General features: G+C 37.9%; 16 protein-coding genes. 10 read left to right on the top strand and 6 right to left on the bottom strand.

Going from position 1 to position 17,135, the window contains the following annotated elements; genetic code table 11:
- The first annotated feature begins 13 nt into the window (after positions 1 to 13).
- Positions 14 to 1,858, top strand: coding sequence for a restriction endonuclease (locus JR347_RS17245; RefSeq protein WP_205721817.1), 1,845 nt, complete (start codon positions 14 to 16; stop codon positions 1,856 to 1,858).
- 46 nt (positions 1,859 to 1,904) lie between these two features.
- On the opposite strand, the gene JR347_RS17240 is transcribed toward JR347_RS17245, so the two are convergent.
- Together JR347_RS17240 and JR347_RS17235 are read right to left on the bottom strand one after the other, a co-directional pair.
- A complete protein-coding gene (locus tag JR347_RS17240) occupies positions 1,905 to 2,231 on the bottom strand; it encodes a HesB/IscA family protein (protein ID WP_205721816.1) in 327 nt (108 codons plus the stop codon).
- 10 nt (positions 2,232 to 2,241) lie between these two features.
- Positions 2,242 to 2,655 carry a hypothetical protein gene (locus tag JR347_RS17235; protein WP_235689708.1) on the bottom strand — a complete coding sequence of 138 codons (414 nt, stop codon included), beginning with the start codon at positions 2,653 to 2,655 and terminating at the stop codon, positions 2,242 to 2,244.
- A gap of 111 nt (positions 2,656 to 2,766) precedes the next feature.
- Between JR347_RS17235 and mce the strand changes: the two genes are divergently transcribed.
- Positions 2,767 to 3,171, top strand: coding sequence for a methylmalonyl-CoA epimerase (gene mce / locus JR347_RS17230; protein ID WP_205721815.1), 405 nt, complete (start codon positions 2,767 to 2,769; stop codon positions 3,169 to 3,171).
- Here the strand turns inward: mce and JR347_RS17225 are convergent.
- Positions 3,161 to 3,334 (bottom strand): hypothetical protein, encoded by a 174-nt coding sequence (locus tag JR347_RS17225; protein ID WP_205721814.1) that lies wholly within the window; start codon positions 3,332 to 3,334, stop codon positions 3,161 to 3,163. The two genes, mce and JR347_RS17225, sit on opposite strands and share 11 nt — an antisense overlap.
- A 145-nt stretch (positions 3,335 to 3,479) precedes the next feature.
- On the opposite strand from JR347_RS17225, the gene thiL reads away from it, so the two are divergent.
- The gene (thiL, locus tag JR347_RS17220; protein ID WP_205721813.1) at positions 3,480 to 4,517 is read left to right on the top strand and encodes a thiamine-phosphate kinase; all 1,038 of its coding nucleotides are present in this window, start codon (positions 3,480 to 3,482) and stop codon (positions 4,515 to 4,517) included.
- Here thiL and JR347_RS17215 read toward each other — a convergent pair.
- Together JR347_RS17215 and JR347_RS17210 are read right to left on the bottom strand one after the other, a co-directional pair.
- On the bottom strand, positions 4,514 to 4,882 hold the full coding sequence (locus JR347_RS17215; protein ID WP_205721812.1) for a hypothetical protein: 369 nt from the start codon (positions 4,880 to 4,882) through the stop codon (positions 4,514 to 4,516). The two genes, thiL and JR347_RS17215, sit on opposite strands and share 4 nt — an antisense overlap.
- Before the next feature lie 22 nt (positions 4,883 to 4,904).
- Positions 4,905 to 5,495, bottom strand: a complete 591-nt coding sequence (locus JR347_RS17210) for an acyl carrier protein phosphodiesterase (protein WP_205721811.1) — start codon at positions 5,493 to 5,495, stop codon at positions 4,905 to 4,907.
- Between the two features lie 81 nt (positions 5,496 to 5,576).
- Between JR347_RS17210 and JR347_RS17205 the strand changes: the two genes are divergently transcribed.
- Positions 5,577 to 5,987 carry a TerB family tellurite resistance protein gene (locus JR347_RS17205; RefSeq protein WP_205721810.1) on the top strand — a complete coding sequence of 137 codons (411 nt, stop codon included), beginning with the start codon at positions 5,577 to 5,579 and terminating at the stop codon, positions 5,985 to 5,987.
- Positions 5,950 to 6,675 carry a class I SAM-dependent methyltransferase gene (locus JR347_RS17200; RefSeq protein WP_205721809.1) on the top strand — a complete coding sequence of 242 codons (726 nt, stop codon included), beginning with the start codon at positions 5,950 to 5,952 and terminating at the stop codon, positions 6,673 to 6,675. The genes JR347_RS17205 and JR347_RS17200 overlap by 38 nt, the downstream gene beginning before the upstream one ends.
- On the opposite strand, the gene JR347_RS17195 is transcribed toward JR347_RS17200, so the two are convergent.
- Complete coding sequence (locus JR347_RS17195) at positions 6,672 to 7,205, bottom strand: DUF4924 family protein (RefSeq protein ID WP_205721808.1); 534 nt, start codon at positions 7,203 to 7,205, stop codon at positions 6,672 to 6,674. The genes JR347_RS17200 and JR347_RS17195 overlap by 4 nt on opposite strands.
- 196 nt (positions 7,206 to 7,401) lie before the next feature.
- Here JR347_RS17195 and lepA point away from each other — a divergent pair, with 196 nt between their 5' ends.
- From lepA to JR347_RS17170, 5 genes are all read left to right on the top strand, one after another.
- Positions 7,402 to 9,186 carry a translation elongation factor 4 gene (gene lepA / locus JR347_RS17190; protein ID WP_205721807.1) on the top strand — a complete coding sequence of 595 codons (1,785 nt, stop codon included), beginning with the start codon at positions 7,402 to 7,404 and terminating at the stop codon, positions 9,184 to 9,186.
- A gap of 6 nt (positions 9,187 to 9,192) precedes the next feature.
- Positions 9,193 to 10,083 (top strand): bifunctional 5,10-methylenetetrahydrofolate dehydrogenase/5,10-methenyltetrahydrofolate cyclohydrolase, encoded by an 891-nt coding sequence (locus JR347_RS17185; RefSeq protein WP_205721806.1) that lies wholly within the window; start codon positions 9,193 to 9,195, stop codon positions 10,081 to 10,083.
- Between the two features lie 40 nt (positions 10,084 to 10,123).
- Entirely contained in the window at positions 10,124 to 12,040 is a 1,917-nt protein-coding gene (locus JR347_RS17180) for an OmpA family protein (RefSeq protein ID WP_205721805.1), read from the top strand.
- Positions 12,041 to 12,211: 171 nt separating this feature from the next.
- Positions 12,212 to 15,448: a SusC/RagA family TonB-linked outer membrane protein gene (locus tag JR347_RS17175; protein ID WP_205721804.1), complete on the top strand. Its 3,237-nt coding sequence runs from the start codon at positions 12,212 to 12,214 to the stop codon at positions 15,446 to 15,448.
- A 9-nt stretch (positions 15,449 to 15,457) separates the two neighbouring features.
- Complete coding sequence (locus tag JR347_RS17170) at positions 15,458 to 17,119, top strand: SusD/RagB family nutrient-binding outer membrane lipoprotein (protein ID WP_205721803.1); 1,662 nt, start codon at positions 15,458 to 15,460, stop codon at positions 17,117 to 17,119.
- Positions 17,120 to 17,135: the final 16 nt, after the last annotated feature.

The following is a 17,135-nucleotide window of genomic DNA, read 5'->3' as shown; positions in this document are numbered from 1 at the left end:
AAAGATAAGCATCATGAAATTAGAGAAAATTCTCGATCGCCTAAATTCTTTTGAAAAGAACTCTTTCCTTAAAATTATTGATGGCATTCTCTCAGAAAACCCGGCTAATTATTCAAAAGTTGATAAGATAATTTCAGAATACAGTGGAGACTTAAAGAATATAGATAGTCAGAATATCTCTAATGTATTTTCTCTCCTTGAGAACGAATTTGCGAGTTTCATAAAAACAGAATTTGTTAATGTGACATCTCAACTCGATATACTAATTGATATTATAATTAGAGATGGCAATTGTATTATGAAACAAGATTGGCTTTCTAGACTATATGAGCAGGAAATAAAGCAAATCAAAAAGAAAATAAAACAGTTAGAAAATGATCTGAAAGAACACGACTCTTCAGAGTCGAGAATACGAGATTATCTTATTTATAAAGCATGTGTCCATACTGCATATTATAATGATGAGGATAATAATCAAGAACCAAAAATTACCGCAGATGAGCAATCAATCTTGATCACATTATCACAACAATTAGAGCTTTCGCAAGAAGAAATTAAGCTCATAAATTACATGGTTGTGCCCATTGATAAAATGGAGGTTCAAAGTGTAATTGACCAACTAAAAAATACGGGTATAGTCTTCTATTCTAAGAAGAATAACATGGTTTATGTAGCTGATGAAATGGTAAGGGTTCTCCGGAAAATTAGAGGAAAAGAGGTAGCCGATAAGTTCTTTAGAAGAGTTTTAAAGCAGATAAGAGAGCCTCAAATTAATCTCGTATGTAAAAAACATAACATTGATTGGAAGCAACCGCTTGATATTAAGATCAAAAATATAATCAACGAAGGTATTTCCTTTAGTACAATACTTTCAAATGATATCTACAAAGACGATACGAAATTAACAGAGAAGAAAAAATTTATATCAGAGTTATGTGATAAAGGTCTTTCAATAGAACCGTCATTAAAAGGAGCAACTGTTGAGGAAAAGATTCAAAATCTCATTGATTATTTTGACCATATCGAAAAGGACACTAAAGTTGGCATCTCTCATGAAGGATATGAGAAGATGCTGAATGAAATTAATGAATTGATACCCAAAGTCAATGCTATCCTAAAACAGGAGTTTGAATTACAAGAAGAAAAAGTTCTTAGCAGTGAGTACCTTTTAGATTACAATATAAAACCTCGCGATGTATTAGAGGTAATTCCAGAAAAAGAACTATCGAAATTTGCCTCAAAACAAGGAGCCAAAACCAGAGGAAATTTAATTTCTAATGTATTGGAAGTCTTTAAAGATTCTGAAAATATGTATTTAGAGAATTACTCAGCTTTTGGCTACAGGGATATCAAAACGTTAAAAGAAAATGGAATAAGAATAAAAGAAAGTGAAATAGGCCTGAAATTCGAGTCATTAACAATGAAGATTTTTCAAAACCTTGGCTTTAAAGTTGATGATTCAATTAGAAAAACATTAAACACTAAAAAAGATAAGATTGATCTGGTGATTGATTTGGGCAAAAATCAATTGATAATTGTTGAATGTAAAACTAACAAGGATAGTGGGTATAATAAATTCAGTGCTGTAAAAAGACAGTTAAAGGCATATTCAGACTTGGCTAAATCAAAAGGCTATACTGTGATTAAATCATTATTGATTGGACCGGAATTCAGTGATGACTTTATAAAGGATGTTGGTCTTGAATATGAACTTAATTTATCATTGATTACAGCTGATTCATTAATTCAAATTATGCACGGGTTTAAAAAATCTAAATTAAAGGTGTTTCCACATAATCTCCTCATGCGTGATGTTCTTATACAGGAGGATCGAGTAATAAAAGCAATGGGTAAATAAAAAAGGCTTCCGATCGGAAGCCTTTTTAAATATTGTAATTCGATACTTAAACCGCAAAACTCTCTCCACAACCACAAGTTCTTGTGGCATTTGGGTTAATAAACTGAAAGCCTTTGCCATTTAGTCCGTCTGAAAAGTCTAATGTAGTGCCTAATAAGTAAAGCAAACTTTTCTTGTCAACAAGAATTTTTACGCCTTTATCTTCAAACACTTCATCGCTATCTTCAACAGCAGAATCAAATTTTAGGTCGTACATCAAACCTGAGCAACCACCACCTTGTACCAACACACGGATGTTGTGGTCATCAGACTTACCTTCCTGATTCCTCAATTCTATAATTCTATCTTTCGCCTTATCTGTTACACTTATCATAATTGCAAAATTAAGCCACTGGATTCAATACTACACTAAAAACGGTAATTGTATTACTATCTCTACCGTAATACAACTTATCTAGCGCATCGTAAATGCTACTTGCTCTAAAGTAAGAAGTGTGCAACTCCTTATTTTCATTATTAGCTATCCACTGAATAGTATAAGAGCTTTCTTTCTCCTTATAATTCTCAACGTAAGTAAGCATTTTCTTTAATGCATCTACTTTGTCGAAACCTAATTCAGAATGAAATAAAAAAGATTGATTGTGCCTCGGATTGATAGTTATCAAATCCAATTTAATCTTTCCTTCAAATTTACTGTATTCAAAAATCAGGGCATTACTTCTTAGCCCTAAATAGCTTTTTATATCTTTTTGAATCCGGGCCGCCTCTACATGTATGTCGTTTGCTGTCTCCATCATAATTATATTTCTTTCTGCTTTGGAGAAATAAATTTAAACTAAAACTTTTCACAAGGGCAAAAAGTTTCAAACTTTAACGTTCTATTGTCAGCACAAAGATAAAAACTACTCATGAACAAAATAGAACATATTGGAATAGCCGTTAAAAGCCTTGAAACGTCAAATAAATTATTTTCTTCATTATTAAATACAGAGCCCTACAAAACGGAAGAAGTTGTATCAGAAAATGTAAACACTTCTTTCTTCCAAATGGGCGAATCTAAAATAGAATTACTGGAAGCAACTGATCCGGCAAGCCCTATAGCTAAGTTTATTGAAAAGAAGGGCGAGGGTATTCATCATATTGCCTACGATGTAACTGATATTGAAGCGGAAATGAAGCGTCTGCAAGATGAGGGTTTTATTTTGCTTAATGAGAAGCCAAAAAAAGGTGCAGATAACAAATTGGTTTGCTTTCTACACCCTAAATCTACTAATGGTGTTCTTGTAGAACTATGCCAGGAGATTAATTCCTGATTTTCTTATAATCTGCCACATCAACACGGTCGTATTGTACCGAATTATAGTATTTTAATTTCTTTTTTCCCTTTGCGGTTTTGTACTGAGGCCTCGGGCCACATGATGCAAAAAGAACTAACATAAGCGCAACTACCAATATTTCTGCAATTATTCCTTTCATCTTCTTATAGGTTGTTGTTTTGTTACTAAATACGCCTGAGAAGCATTTTAGTCACCAAGACAATGGCCGATACTAGATTAAGTATAACTTTGCAACGCTGAACTGCGGTTTTAACCGTTGAGTTACATCTAAATTTTAATAGAAAATGGCTGAAAAAAGGACTGAATTAAGTGATTTAGGAGAATTTGGAATTATTGAGCGTATCAAAAATAGCACTAAAAATAAGCATAAATCTACCCTTGAAGGGATAGGTGATGATGCCGCAATAATAGATGTAAAGGATAAGCAGCTTTTGGTTTCCACCGATATGCTTTTGGAAGGCGTGCACTTCGATTTATCCTATATGCCATTGGCACACTTGGGTTACAAAGCAGTAGCTGTAAATGTATCAGACATAGCGGCTATGAATGGCGTTCCCACTCAAATTACTGTAAATATTGGTTTAAGTAATAGGTTTTCCTTAGAAGCTGTGGATACGCTTTATCAAGGAATTTTAAAGGCGTGTGAAGATTTTAAGGTTGACCTTGTTGGAGGTGACACAAGTTCTTCTGCCAGCGGATTAGTGTTGTCGATTACTGCATTGGGTCAGGTGGATAAGAAATCAGTGGTTAAACGTTCAGGAGCAAAGAAAGGCGATATAATTTGTGTTACCGGAGATTTAGGAGCTGCCTACCTAGGTCTGCAGGTGTTGGAGCGCGAAAAACAAGTGTTCTTGTCTAATCCGGAAATGCAGCCCCAATTGGATAAATATGATTACATAGTACAAAGGCAACTTAAACCGTCTGCAAGAATGGATATAATTCATGAGCTGGCAGAATTAAAACTGGTACCTTCTTCTATGATCGACATTTCAGACGGCCTGGCTTCAGAACTCATGCACCTTGCTAAAAGCTCCAAAATTGGTGTTCAGATCTATGAAGATAAATTGCCTATTGACAAACAGACTTACGATACTGGCTATGAGTTAGGTATAGACTCAACAACTGCAGCATTGAATGGCGGTGAAGATTATGAGCTTCTTTTTACCATCAATCAAGATGATTATGAAAAGCTCAAGAATCATTCTGACATCCACTTTATTGGCTATGTAAAAGAATTTTCAGAAGGCTGTAAAATGGTAACCAAACAAGAAAACCTGATTGATATTAAGGCGCAAGGCTGGAATCACTACAAAAAAGATTAATCTTCTGGATAAGGTATAAATACGAATTTTGTAAAGTCATCGTCTATTACGAATAGGCAGCAAAATTCGTCAGGGTCTTTATAGTTCGCCTTAAATTCATCTACTTTATCAGCCGCCACAATTTCACGCTGTACAAATTCATCCAAAAAAGAAGCATTGTAATTCCAGTTAACGGCAAGGTCTTCTTTGGCTATGAGCAACTGCCCAATAGGCTGTTCAAACTTAGCGATTGCAAATACTGGATGATCTGAGAAGCCTCTTTTTCTTATTTGGTAGGATGCTTCTTTAAGCGTGTCAGAAACTACTGCAAAATCTTGCGTTATTGAGCCTAAATATTTGCCGTTTAATTCTGGATCGTTATTCATAACAAAAATTGTTTCTGCAAAATTAGGCCAATTCCTTAGCTATCCAATCGGAACAGAATTCTTTTAGGTCCTCAAAAAAGAGTTTGAATTCACTTTCAAATTCAGTGTAATGGTCATTCAAATCATTCACAGCTTCATCCATTTTAGAGTTAAATTTGGTTCTTCTTGCCATACCTGAAAGTGATCTGTGAATACCCTCTGTTTTTGCATAGTGGTAAAGCCAATTTCCATCCATCATATATGGTAAAACGTATTGAGCTTTAGCCGGCATAATGTTCTTAAAGTTGGATAATATTGAGTAGGCGTTTTGAGTGAATGTCAGCAAATCTGTAGTATGATAATCTGACCAATTTTTGGCAAGAAAATGATCGTAAAAAACATCTACAATCACCCCTGAGTAATGCCTGTATTTTGCTCTCAACCGATCCTTACTTTTGTGCACAACTTCATGCTGATCTGTGTATTCATCAATAGCTCTATGCAGCCATATACCTTTTACAAGCAGATCGTCATAATGATCAAAACTGCTGCCTTTCACGAAGTCACCCATAAAGTTTCCAACCATTAGTTTTTGGTTATCGCCAGATAGGTATATGTGAGCGAGAAAGTTCATTCAGTATAGATCAACTTAAAACTAAAGGTTTATTTATCAGGATTTATTAAATTGCTTTATTAATGTCATAAAATCAGATCTATGCCCTTAAAAGAAAATCCGCATTTAAATATTTTGGTAATGATGGCCAAAATTGATGGTGAAACCGATCAGGCTGAGTTGGAATTAATCAGACAAATTGGGGCTTCTTCAAATGTTTCTTCTGAAGACATTGAGGCAATAATAGATCAGACAAGAGCTGAACATAACATTCCATCTATTGAACATTTCACCAGAGAGCAAAAAGTCGAACTAATGACCAACCTTGTGATGGTGATGAAAATTGACGGCAGAATTGATAAAGAAGAAATGAAATTTTGTTGGCAAGTCATCAAAAAATTAGGTTACAATGAAGAAGCACTGTTTGATTTAGTTTCTACAACCTATTTGGATCCATCCAAGGCGGTAGACAAGAGTGACATCAAGAAAAGAGCAGAAAAATACTTATCCTGATTTGACTCCCTTTGATGCTGCACTTCATGACCTGTACTATAACGGCAAGTGCTCAGAATTAACGCTTCATAATAACTATGGAAATCCTGAAATTATGCCGGTTGAGGTGTTTTTCAGAGAGGAATATGACTTTACAGAACTTGAGAAAAAAGCCTTGAGTTTATGTAAGGGCAAAATCTTAGATATTGGTGCAGGAGCCGGAGCTTTAACACTAAACCTAAATAATAACGGACATGATGTCACAGCGGTGGAGACATCTGAAGTAGGCTGTTACATTATGGCTCATGAAGGTGCTAAAAACATCATTTGCGATGATTATCGAAACATCGAAGAAAAATTCGACACGCTACTGTTAATGATGAACGGGTTTGGATTGTGCGAAAAGTTAGAGAATATTCCTATTTTCTTCAGCAGCCTAAAATCACTTTTAAATAGCGGAGGTCGGGTAATTGTAGATTCTAGTGATGTAAAATATATGGCCGATGAAATGCCTAAGGATAGGTATTACGGTGAGGTAGAGTTCTGCTATGAGTACGAAAGTATTCTTGGGGAATGGTTTAATTGGTTATACATTGATCCAATTCTGCTACAATCAGAGGCCAAGAAGAATGACTGGCATTGCGAAATAGTTTTTACTGATGAGCATGATCAATACTTAGCAATTTTAAAACCCAATAATTACAACTAGTTATTGCTTAAAAAGTGCTTCTGCTTGTATTTATAGCTTAAGTAGGAGAGTACATTTCCAAACTCCTCAATTGATTCTCTAAACTCATCCGGAATATCTCTACCGTTAATTTTAGCAATTAATAAACCATATACCCCATTGAGGCAAATTTGCACTTCACTGTTAATTTTACCTTCGGCCAGTTGGAGCATTTGTTGAATATGGCTTTCTGCTTTTGTGTATATCGATTTAAATTCTTCGTCATTATGAACTAACTCTTGTTTGAGCTCATCTAATTGCGCCACAATTTCATGAGTTTCTTTAAGGTGCCCACTGCTGAGTATATTCTCATGCTGCATTCTCTCCAATAGTTGCTGATACCAATGCTCTAACTCTTTCTTGGTAGTACCTTCTGTTGGAATGTGTTTTAGTACATATTCTTTCACTTTATCGATATCACATTCAAAGGCTCTTATTAAGTCTTCAGACTGATACATGTGAATGATGTATTCGGCAATATTATTCTGTCTTTTCTTCTCAGCAATGTTCATTTCAGTCGTAAAATATATGTTCGTTCTCGTTGTTCTTTTCCAGCTAATTATTAGCTACTTTTGCAGGTCAAAATTAGAGGATAAGGGATTAGTCTAACATGAAATGAGGACAATTTTATTCATTAAAGCTTCTTTTAATTTTAATGAATAAGATTATTACGAATTCCATGTGACCGTTGAACATTCAACTATACACATGAAAAACATTAGAAATTTTTGCATCATAGCACACATCGACCATGGCAAGAGCACGTTGGCAGATAGGCTATTGCAGGCGACAGGTACCGTGAGTGATAGGGATATGCAAGAGCAGTTGCTGGATGATATGGACTTGGAGCGTGAGCGAGGGATAACCATTAAGTCGCATGCCATTCAAATGGATTACAAATTTAATGGTGAAGATTATACTCTAAATTTGATTGACACCCCGGGACACGTAGATTTTTCTTATGAGGTCTCTCGTTCCATCGCAGCATGCGAAGGAGCACTACTAATTGTAGATGCAGCTCAGGGTATCGAGGCTCAAACAATCTCCAATTTATATTTAGCATTAGAGCACGATCTGGAGATTATTCCAGTCTTAAATAAAATTGATTTACCTAGTGCCATGCCGGAGGAGGTTACAGACCAGATTGTTGAATTAATTGGCTGTGCCCCTGAATCAGTTATCCATGCCAGTGCGAAAGAGGGTATAGGTATCGATAACATTCTTTCTGCAATTATAGAAAGAATCCCTGCTCCAAAAGGTGATCCTGAAGAACCATTACAGGCTATGATCTTTGATTCTGTGTTTAATCCTTTCAGAGGCATTGAGGTTTATTTCCGAGTGTTTAATGGAACACTGAAGAAAGGAGAGAAGGTAAAGTTTGTAAATACCAATAAAACCTATGAAGCCGATGAGATTGGGGTATTAAAATTGAAGCAACAACCAAAGAATTCAATTAGTGCCGGGAATGTGGGTTATATCATATCAGGTATTAAAGTCGCCAAAGAAGTTAAGGTGGGTGATACGATAACACACGTAGATCGTCCCTGTAAGGCAGTGAAAGGTTTTGAGAATGTGAAGCCGATGGTTTTTGCCGGAATCTATCCTGTGGATACTAGTGAATTTGAGGAGTTGAGAGCCTCTATGGAGAAGCTTCAATTAAATGATGCTTCGTTAATATGGGAACCTGAAACTTCAGCGGCATTAGGGTTTGGATTCAGGTGTGGATTCCTTGGAATGCTGCACATGGAAATTGTTCAGGAAAGACTCGAGCGTGAGTTTGATATGACAGTGATCACTACCGTTCCCTCAGTTCAATTTCATGCTGTAAAAACGGATGGTTCAGTGTATAATATTAATGCACCATCAGAAATGCCTGAGCCAAATACGGTTTCTCATATTGAAGAGCCATTTATTAGAGCTCAAATCATAAGTAAGGCAGATTACATCGGTAATATAATAAGCCTGTGTATCGATAAGCGAGGTATTATTAAGAATCAGGTTTATCTCACTTCCAATAGAGTTGAATTAACATTTGAATTGCCATTGGCTGAGATCGTTTTTGATTTCTTCGATAAATTGAAAACATTATCTCGTGGTTATGCCTCATTGGATTATGAGCTTATCGGATACAGGCAGTCATCGATGGTTAAACTGGATATCATGTTAAATAGTGAGAAAGTGGATGCACTTTCTGCTATCGTTCATAGAGATAAAGCCTACGAGTGGGGAAAACGCCTGTGTGAAAAACTAAAGGATTTGATTCCTCGTCAAATGTTTGAAATAGCAATACAGGCTTCTATCGGTACCAAAATTATCGCCAGAGAAACTGTAAAGGCAATGCGAAAAAACGTTTTGGCAAAATGTTATGGGGGTGATATTTCAAGGAAGCGTAAATTATTAGAGAAGCAAAAGAAAGGTAAAAAAAGAATGCGTCAGGTAGGAAATGTTGAAATTCCTCAAGAGGCATTCATGGCAGTACTTAAATTAGATTGATAAATTATGTCGGCTACAATACTAGACGGAAGAAAGGTTTCCAGAGAAATTGAAGAAGAAATCAAATCGGAAGTTGATGCGTTAAAAGCAAAAAATAAAAAAGCTCCACACCTGGCCGCAATTCTAGTAGGTGATGACGGTGCCAGCCAGACATATGTAAACAATAAAATTAAAGCGTGTAAACGGGTAGGTTTCGAATATACCCTACTTAATTTTCCTACTACAATTTCAGAATCAAAACTGATGACTGAGATTGAACGGATAAATGCCGATGAAGATATTGATGGTCTGATTGTGCAACTTCCACTCCCTGATCATATTTCGGCATCAAAAGTGACGGATAGAATACTACCACATAAAGATGTTGATGGCTTTACGAACGAAAACTATGGTCGTATTACTTCCAAGCATCCGGGATTGCTTCCGGCCACACCTTTCGGTATTGTGGAACTGCTTAAAAGGTATAAGGTAGATATTAAAGGAAAACATTGCGTGATGGTAGGCAACAGCCGAACTGTTGGCGCACCCATGAGTTCTATAATGGCCTACCACGAAAATGCCACCGTAACAGTTTGTCATATACATACGGTCGACTTAGCACATTACACTAAGCAGGCCGATATATTAATAGTAGCTACTGGCAAGCCGGCACTAATAACAGGCGACATGGTTAAAGAAGGCGTAGCAGTAGTGGATGTGGGCATCACACGAATTCCTACAGAAGATAATGAAAGAGGCTATATACTTAGTGGTGATGTTAATTTTGAAGAAGTGGAAAAGAAAGCGTCTTTTATTACTCCAGTTCCTGGTGGCGTTGGACCGATGACAATCGCCTCACTTCTTATGAATACCCTAAAGGCAGCAACAACAAAAAGCACTATTACTACAGAAATATAAATTCGGTATTTTCGTTTTGGATGCATAGATTTAAAAATCTATGTGGAAAATACACCTTATTATATGTTGTCTATTTTTTTGTGCTTATCAGTCAATAGCTCAATCACGTCTTAGTACAAAATCAAAGAAAGCAGCTGAGCTATATTACGAAGCTGATAATTATAGGGTTAGAGGTCAGTATAATCAAGCGATTAGCCTTTTAGAGCAATCCATTCAAAAAGACAAAAAATTTCATGAGGCTTACTTTAGGCTTGCCACCATATATAAGGCTCAAGGGGATCTTACAAAAGCCGAATCTCTTTTTCTCAATGTCATTGAATTAAAAGGAGAAAATAATGGGCCCTCTTATTTCGAATTAGGAGAACTGTATTTAAGAAAGAATGACTATAAGCAAGCCATTGATTACATAAATAAGTATCTGGCATATAATCCAAGAAACTCTCAAAGAGTTATGGAAGCAAATACGATTCTATCCAATGCACAGTTTGCAATTGAAAATAATAAAAGGGAGGTGTCATTTAACCCGAAGCCCTTATCAGATACGGTCAACGCTTTTGCAATGCAGTATTTTCCTGTAGTTACTGTTGATGGTCAGTCCTTAATATTTACTAGAAGATTAGGAGATACTCCAAATGATGACGAGGACTTGGTTATTTGTAAACTAGACTCTAATGGCCAATGGTCTGCCCCTGAATCAATTTCATCCAACATAAATTCTCAGTTCAATGAAGGTACTTGTACGATTTCTGCAGATGGCCGAGTATTAATTTTTACTTCGTGCTACGGCAGAAATGGATATGGAAGCTGTGATTTATATATAAGTGAAAAGGAAGGTGGCGTTTGGTCAGTGCCAGAAAATTTGGGGCCTAATATAAATTCCAGGTATTGGGAATCCCAACCGAGCCTTTCGGCTGATGGTAGAACCCTTTATTTTATATCTAACAGACCAAACGGATTAGGGGGTCGCGACATTTGGGTTTCATATAAAGATGATTCGGAGGTTTGGTCCAAGCCCAAGAACATGGGCCCACTCGTTAATACAGTACAAGAAGAGGTTTCTCCTTTTATTCATCCTAACGGACTCATATTATATTATGCAACTAACGGCCTGCCTGGTTTTGGTGGGTTCGACCTATATAGTTCACAAAGAGATAATGACAGTTGGTCGAAACCTGTTAATATAGGCTCACCTATTAATAATGGTGAAGATCAGGTTTCCCTATTTATTACTTCGAGAGGTGACAAAGGTTATTACTCTAATGAATCATTAAACTCTGAGAAGAAAGGCGTTCTCTATGAATTTGAATTGTCTGAAATTTATGAATTAGAGAATAAGGCCTCTTATGTACAAGGAATTGTGCGCGATGCAGAAACAAAATCCCCACTTAAAGCAAAAATTGAATTATTTGATTTGTCACAAGATGAAAGGTTGTCAGTCGTGTATTCAGATTCTGTTACTGGTGAATACTTGATGGTCCTTACCGAGGGCTCCGAATATGCATTATATGCAAACGCAAAATCATACCTATTTAATACATATACATTTAAGATGGAGTTGAATAACGACTCCGAGCCAGTAGCAATGGATATATACTTGAGCCCAATTAAGGAAAATGTTTCTACCAGATTGAATAATATATTTTTCGACACCGATAGTTATAGCCTTAAGGATAACTCTAAGACAGAATTAAAGAAGATAATTTCCTTTTTAAAGGATAATCCAAAGGTTAGGATTGAAATAGTCGGCCATACTGATAACGATGGCAATGATTCTTACAATCAAGAATTGTCGTTGAAAAGAGCTGAAAGCGTTGTTGAATATTTAAAAAATGCAGGAATAGATCAATCCAGGCTATATTTTAAAGGTAAGGGAGCCTCTAACCCATTGGTTCCTAATACTACAGAAGAGAACAAATCTCTTAATAGAAGAATAGAATTTAAAATAGTTGAATTTTAATCATTTTTAGGGTATCACCCAATCTGGGGGAGTCTATTACGTAGTGACTTATATTTTGTTTCCCTTTTCCCGTAAAACGCATTATTTTTTTATTTGAATTGTTTATCGTTTCCGAATTTTATTCTAAGTTTAAGGCAAACTATTTTTAATTTTTAACCTAAACATTACAATATGAAGAAGTTTTTACTGCTTAGTTTCATGTTGATGTTCGCATTCGCGTTCAGCGATTCGTGGGCTCAAGAGCGCACTGTGTCGGGAAAAGTCACCTCTATCGAGGATGGTTCATCTCTACCCGGTGTTAACGTTGTACTAAAAGGTACAACCACAGGTACTGTTACCGACATTGATGGTAACTTCAAGTTAAGTGTACCTTCTGATGGTGGTACATTAGTATTTTCATTTATTGGATTGGCGACTGAAGAAGTAGCTATCGGTTCGCGATCTGTAATTGATATTCAGATGTCACCGGATGTTCAGCAGCTTTCAGAAGTTGTAGTAACAGCGGTAGGTATCCAAAGAGAAGCAAAAGCACTGGGTTATGGTGTAGAAAGAGTAGGAGGCGATAAAGTATCAGGTGTATCAGAACCAGATGCTTTGAGAGCGATGCAAGGAAAAGTAGCCGGTGTTAATATTGGAGGATCTAGTAGTGCACCAGGTAGTGCTACACGTATTACTATTAGAGGTAACTCCTCTTTATTAGGTAATAACCAACCTTTGTTCGTAGTGGATGGTATCCCATATAATAATGATACTAATGGATCAGGTCCGGGGTTCAATAGTGACCAGTTAACGGGAGGAGGAGCTTTTGGTAGCCGTTTCCAGGATTTAGATCCTAATAACATTGAGTCAGTAAACGTTCTAAAGGGAGCAGCGGCAGCTGCCTTATATGGTACCAGAGCTGCGAATGGAGTAATCGTAATTACTACTAAGACAGGATCTTCAGGTGCTAGTAAAAAAGGACTAGAGATTTCTTACACAGGTAACTTTGCCATGGAAGAGGTTGCAAACCTTCCTGATTACCAAAATTCGTATGGAACGGGAACGAACTTCAACTATCAGCAAGTGAATGGATCATGGGGAGCACCATTTGTTGGAGCGAAGCCTTATGCGACTACTACTGAGATTCCACACTGGTATGATGGAGTGATAGGTCTTGAGGAGTTTTGGGGTACAACAGTACCATACAGAGCTTATCCCGATAACGTGAAAGATTTCTTTCAGACAGGAACATTTCTTGAGAACTCATTAAGAGTATCGGGAGGTAATGAGAAAGCTCAAAGTACATTAGTTGTATCGAGAGCGAAGCAGGAGGGTATAGTGCCCAACACTCAGTTTAATCGTACAAACGTTAGTTTAGGAGGTCAGACTCAGTTGGACAACGGACTTAACGTAGGTGGTAATTTACAATATACTTCTTCCGTTCAAGAGTCGTTCCAGGGAGGAGCCAACAATGCGATTGGTAATGGTTCTGCTTTTGCCAGAACGTTGTATTTAGGACGTAACTGGGATTTACACGGCCAGCCTTTCCAGAACCCATTAACAAATGCATCTGTATTTATGGTTGGTCCAGGTCAGGCTGATAACCCTTTATGGTCTGTTGAGAATGCAGGTATTGAGTCAGAAACAGATCGTTACGTAGCTTCCTTCAACTTGAGCTATGATGTATTGGATTGGTTAAACCTTACTTACCGACTGGGAGTGAATGGCTATAACCAAACCACGACAGATTACTTCCGACCAGGATCAAGAGGAGCTGGTGGATCGGGTCAGATCATCAATGCGTATGATCGATTCCAGGAGATAGAGTCGAACTTTATTGTGACGGTGACTAAGGATATCACTGAAGATATTAGCTTCAGAGGTATATTAGGACATAACATCAACCAGAGAACAGGTGAAGGCCAGCGTTACACGGGTATAGGTTATGTGGATTTCTTTATTAATGATATAGATAACACAAACTCAGTCATTCCATCAGGAGGTACTTTCTTCCAACGAAGATTGATCGGAGCTTATACTGATATGAACTTTGGTTACCGAGACTTTTTGTTCTTGAACTTAACGGCAAGAAATGACTGGTCCTCTACCTTACCTGAGGATAACAGAAGTTTCTTCTACCCAGCGGTGAGTACTTCATTTATCTTCACTGATGCGTTTGATTTACAGTCGAATGTGTTGTCTTTTGGTAAGATCAGAGCAAGTTGGGCCCAGGTGGGTAATGATACAGCGCCTTACCAGATTGTACCGGTATTTTTGTTGAATGCCAATGGTTTGGCCCAGGCAGGAGCTACTGCTTTACCATTTAATGGTACTTCAGGTTCTACGTTATCAAATATTGCAAGAGACCCCAACTTGAAACCGGAGCAAACTTCTGAGTTTGAGTTAGGATTGGAGACTAAGTTCTTCAACAATCGATTAGGTCTTGATGTGGCTGTGTACGAGCGAACATCTACGGATCAGATTGTACAGGTAGCCATTCCAGCTGAGACAGGATTTACTTCGTTGTTAACGAATGGTGGTGAGTTGAGTAACACGGGTATTGAGCTTACGTTAACGGCTACTCCATTGAAGTTGAGTAATGGATTCCAGTGGGATTTTGTAGGTACGTTTACTCATAATAAGAACGTGATTGAGTCATTACGACCAGGTTCTGATGAATTGGTATTAGGTAATACTTTTGCAGGATCTGTGCAATCAGTACATCTTCCTGGTGAAGAGTATGGTTTGATCCGAGGAAGTGTGAACTCACGTGACGATGAAGGTAATTTATTAATTGATCCGGCTAACGGGCAGTTGATTCCGGCATTGAATCCTGAGATTATAGGCAACCCGAACCCTGATTTCATTGTGGGTATAACGAACTCATTCAGCTGGAAAGGGCTATCGTTGTCAGCAGTACTTGACTGGAGACAAGGAGGAGATTTGTATTCGGTAACGAACCTTTCTTTATTGGGTAGAGGTGTAACCAAGGACACTGAGGACAGGGAAGTTAATAAGATCATCCCAGGAGTTTATGGTGATCCTAACACGAATGAACCTATCCGTGATGAGAATGGTGACAAGATACCAAACACCACGATGGTGGAAGTAAACACCCTTTACTTCGGTCAGTCATTTGCGATTAATGGTCAGGATGAGTGGTCTATTTGGGATGCGACCGTAGTTCGCTTGAGAGAGGTAACATTGGGCTATACGCTTCCAAAATCTTTATTGGAGAAGACTCCATTTGGATCGGCTAAGGTGACTTTATCAGGTAGAAACTTATGGTATAATGCCCCTAATTTCCCAGAGGCGTCAAATTTTGATCCAGAGGTAAGCCAGTTTGGAAACACCAACTTGCAAGGATACGAGTTTACTTCAGCGCCTTCGACAAGAAGATATGGTGTAACAGTTAACTTAACTTTTTAAGAAATAGTTATGAGAAATTTATTTAAACTAAAGATATATACACTAGCATTATCAGTAATGGTACTTGCTGGATGTGAAGAGAACTTTTTGGACATCAATGATGATCCGAATAACCCTTTGTCTGTGCCTACTGGTCAGTTAATGACGGCAGCGCAGACGAATATGTCCTATACTTTCGCTAATGGTAGTGGTGGTTTAGGGTTGTATACGGGTACGATTGTGAAGCACTGGGTTCAAAGAGGTACCTTGAATGATTATTCATTACAAGGGACAGACTTTGCAGTGACGACAGGCTGGCAGAGTATTTATGCAGGAGCGATGACTGATCTTCAGGTTGCTATAGAGCAAGCGACAGAAGAGGAGGACTTTGCTACTCTTGGTGCGGCACAATTAATGAGAGTTTACATTATGTCCCATGTTGTTGACTTATGGGGAGATGTACCTTACTTTGAGATTGGTCAGGGTGCAGGGAACGAATCACCAACCTTTGATGATGGTTTAGCAGTATACAATGATCTGTTTACTTTACTGGAAACAGGGTTAAGTAATTTAGAGGCTGGAGTCGATGGTTCAGTAAAGGGAGATTTAATCTATAGTGGTAGCGCAGATAGTTGGATAACGTTTGGTAACAGTCTTAAGCTGAGAATGTTGAATAACGTAAGGCTTCAGCGAGATGTGACAGCGGATGCTCAAGCAGCGATTACTGACGGGGTCATAGAGGCGATAGCTGATGATTTTGAATTAGACTATGGAACGAGTTTCAACCCTGAGAACAGGAATCCAGGATTCTCATTTGAGTGGACAGCAGGTAATGGTAATTACATAGACCCATTCTTTTTTGAGACATTGAGAGGGCAAGATACGTTTGCCCATGGCGGGTTGTTACCAGCAGGAGCAGGAGTAAGGGATCCACGAATTCCATACTACATTTTTAACCAGCTTCCAGCAGGTTCAGGTGATGCAGATGCAGAGAATCCATGTGCCTACTGCCCTTCAAGAAGTGGTTCAGCATTCTTATCGATTTTTTCTCATTCATTCAATATAGACCCTAATGAAGGCTTTGATCAAAGTAATTCACAGTCTTTAGCAGGGTTATACCCGCTGGGTGGAAGATATGATGATGGAGATGGTGGAACAGCTTCGAATGCTGCTACTTTAAATGCAGGTCAGGTGACTGGCCCGGGTAACACTCCTCAGCGATTGTTAGATGCGAGTGAAGTGTATTTCATACGAGCGGAGTTAGCTCAGGTAGGTGTGACAAATGAGACAGCTCGGGATTTATTTTTATCAGCGCTGAACACTTCATTTGCCAAGGTAAATGCGGTAGCTAATTCAGCAGGAGCACCTACCATGTCAGCAACAGCAATCTCAACATATGTGAACGCTGTAATGGCTAACTATGATGCGGCTTCACCAGCAGGGCAATTGGAGTTGATCATGGTTTCTAAGTGGTTGGCCCAATTTGGTAACTCTACTATCAGCTACAACGATATTCGTAGAACGGGCTTCCCTCGATTGCACGATGGTAATACAGATAACTTGAACGTAACCGTTCAGACAAGACAATTTCCTGTTTCATTACCTTATGACATCAATAACTTACAACTCAACGCAGCAGCGCCAAGCCAAAGAGTTATTGCTACAGACAGGGTATTTTGGGATGTTAATTAATCTAAAAGATTTTAAG

The sequence above is a fragment of the Fulvivirga lutea genome, assembly GCF_017068455.1.
GTDB lineage: Bacteria > Bacteroidota > Bacteroidia > Cytophagales > Cyclobacteriaceae > Fulvivirga > Fulvivirga lutea.
The sequence above is the reverse complement of the archived record's forward strand: the minus strand, read 5'-3'. Positions and strand labels throughout refer to the sequence as shown.

Bases quoted from the DNA above. Each gene is read 5' to 3' on its own strand.
- JR347_RS17245 (WP_205721817.1), top strand. From the start codon at position 14: ATGAAATTAGAGAAAATTCTCGATCGCCTAAATTCTTTTGAAAAGAAC.
- JR347_RS17240 (WP_205721816.1), bottom strand. From the start codon at position 2,231: ATGATAAGTGTAACAGATAAGGCGAAAGATAGAATTATAGAATTGAGG.
- JR347_RS17235 (WP_235689708.1), bottom strand. From the start codon at position 2,655: ATGATGGAGACAGCAAACGACATACATGTAGAGGCGGCCCGGATTCAA.
- mce (WP_205721815.1), top strand. From the start codon at position 2,767: ATGAACAAAATAGAACATATTGGAATAGCCGTTAAAAGCCTTGAAACG.
- JR347_RS17225 (WP_205721814.1), bottom strand. From the start codon at position 3,334: ATGAAAGGAATAATTGCAGAAATATTGGTAGTTGCGCTTATGTTAGTT.
- thiL (WP_205721813.1), top strand. From the start codon at position 3,480: ATGGCTGAAAAAAGGACTGAATTAAGTGATTTAGGAGAATTTGGAATT.
- JR347_RS17215 (WP_205721812.1), bottom strand. From the start codon at position 4,882: ATGAATAACGATCCAGAATTAAACGGCAAATATTTAGGCTCAATAACG.
- JR347_RS17210 (WP_205721811.1), bottom strand. From the start codon at position 5,495: ATGAACTTTCTCGCTCACATATACCTATCTGGCGATAACCAAAAACTA.
- JR347_RS17205 (WP_205721810.1), top strand. From the start codon at position 5,577: ATGCCCTTAAAAGAAAATCCGCATTTAAATATTTTGGTAATGATGGCC.
- JR347_RS17195 (WP_205721808.1), bottom strand. From the start codon at position 7,205: ATGAACATTGCTGAGAAGAAAAGACAGAATAATATTGCCGAATACATC.
- lepA (WP_205721807.1), top strand. From the start codon at position 7,402: ATGAAAAACATTAGAAATTTTTGCATCATAGCACACATCGACCATGGC.
- JR347_RS17185 (WP_205721806.1), top strand. From the start codon at position 9,193: ATGTCGGCTACAATACTAGACGGAAGAAAGGTTTCCAGAGAAATTGAA.
- JR347_RS17180 (WP_205721805.1), top strand. From the start codon at position 10,124: ATGTGGAAAATACACCTTATTATATGTTGTCTATTTTTTTGTGCTTAT.
- JR347_RS17175 (WP_205721804.1), top strand. From the start codon at position 12,212: ATGAAGAAGTTTTTACTGCTTAGTTTCATGTTGATGTTCGCATTCGCG.
- JR347_RS17170 (WP_205721803.1), top strand. From the start codon at position 15,458: ATGAGAAATTTATTTAAACTAAAGATATATACACTAGCATTATCAGTA.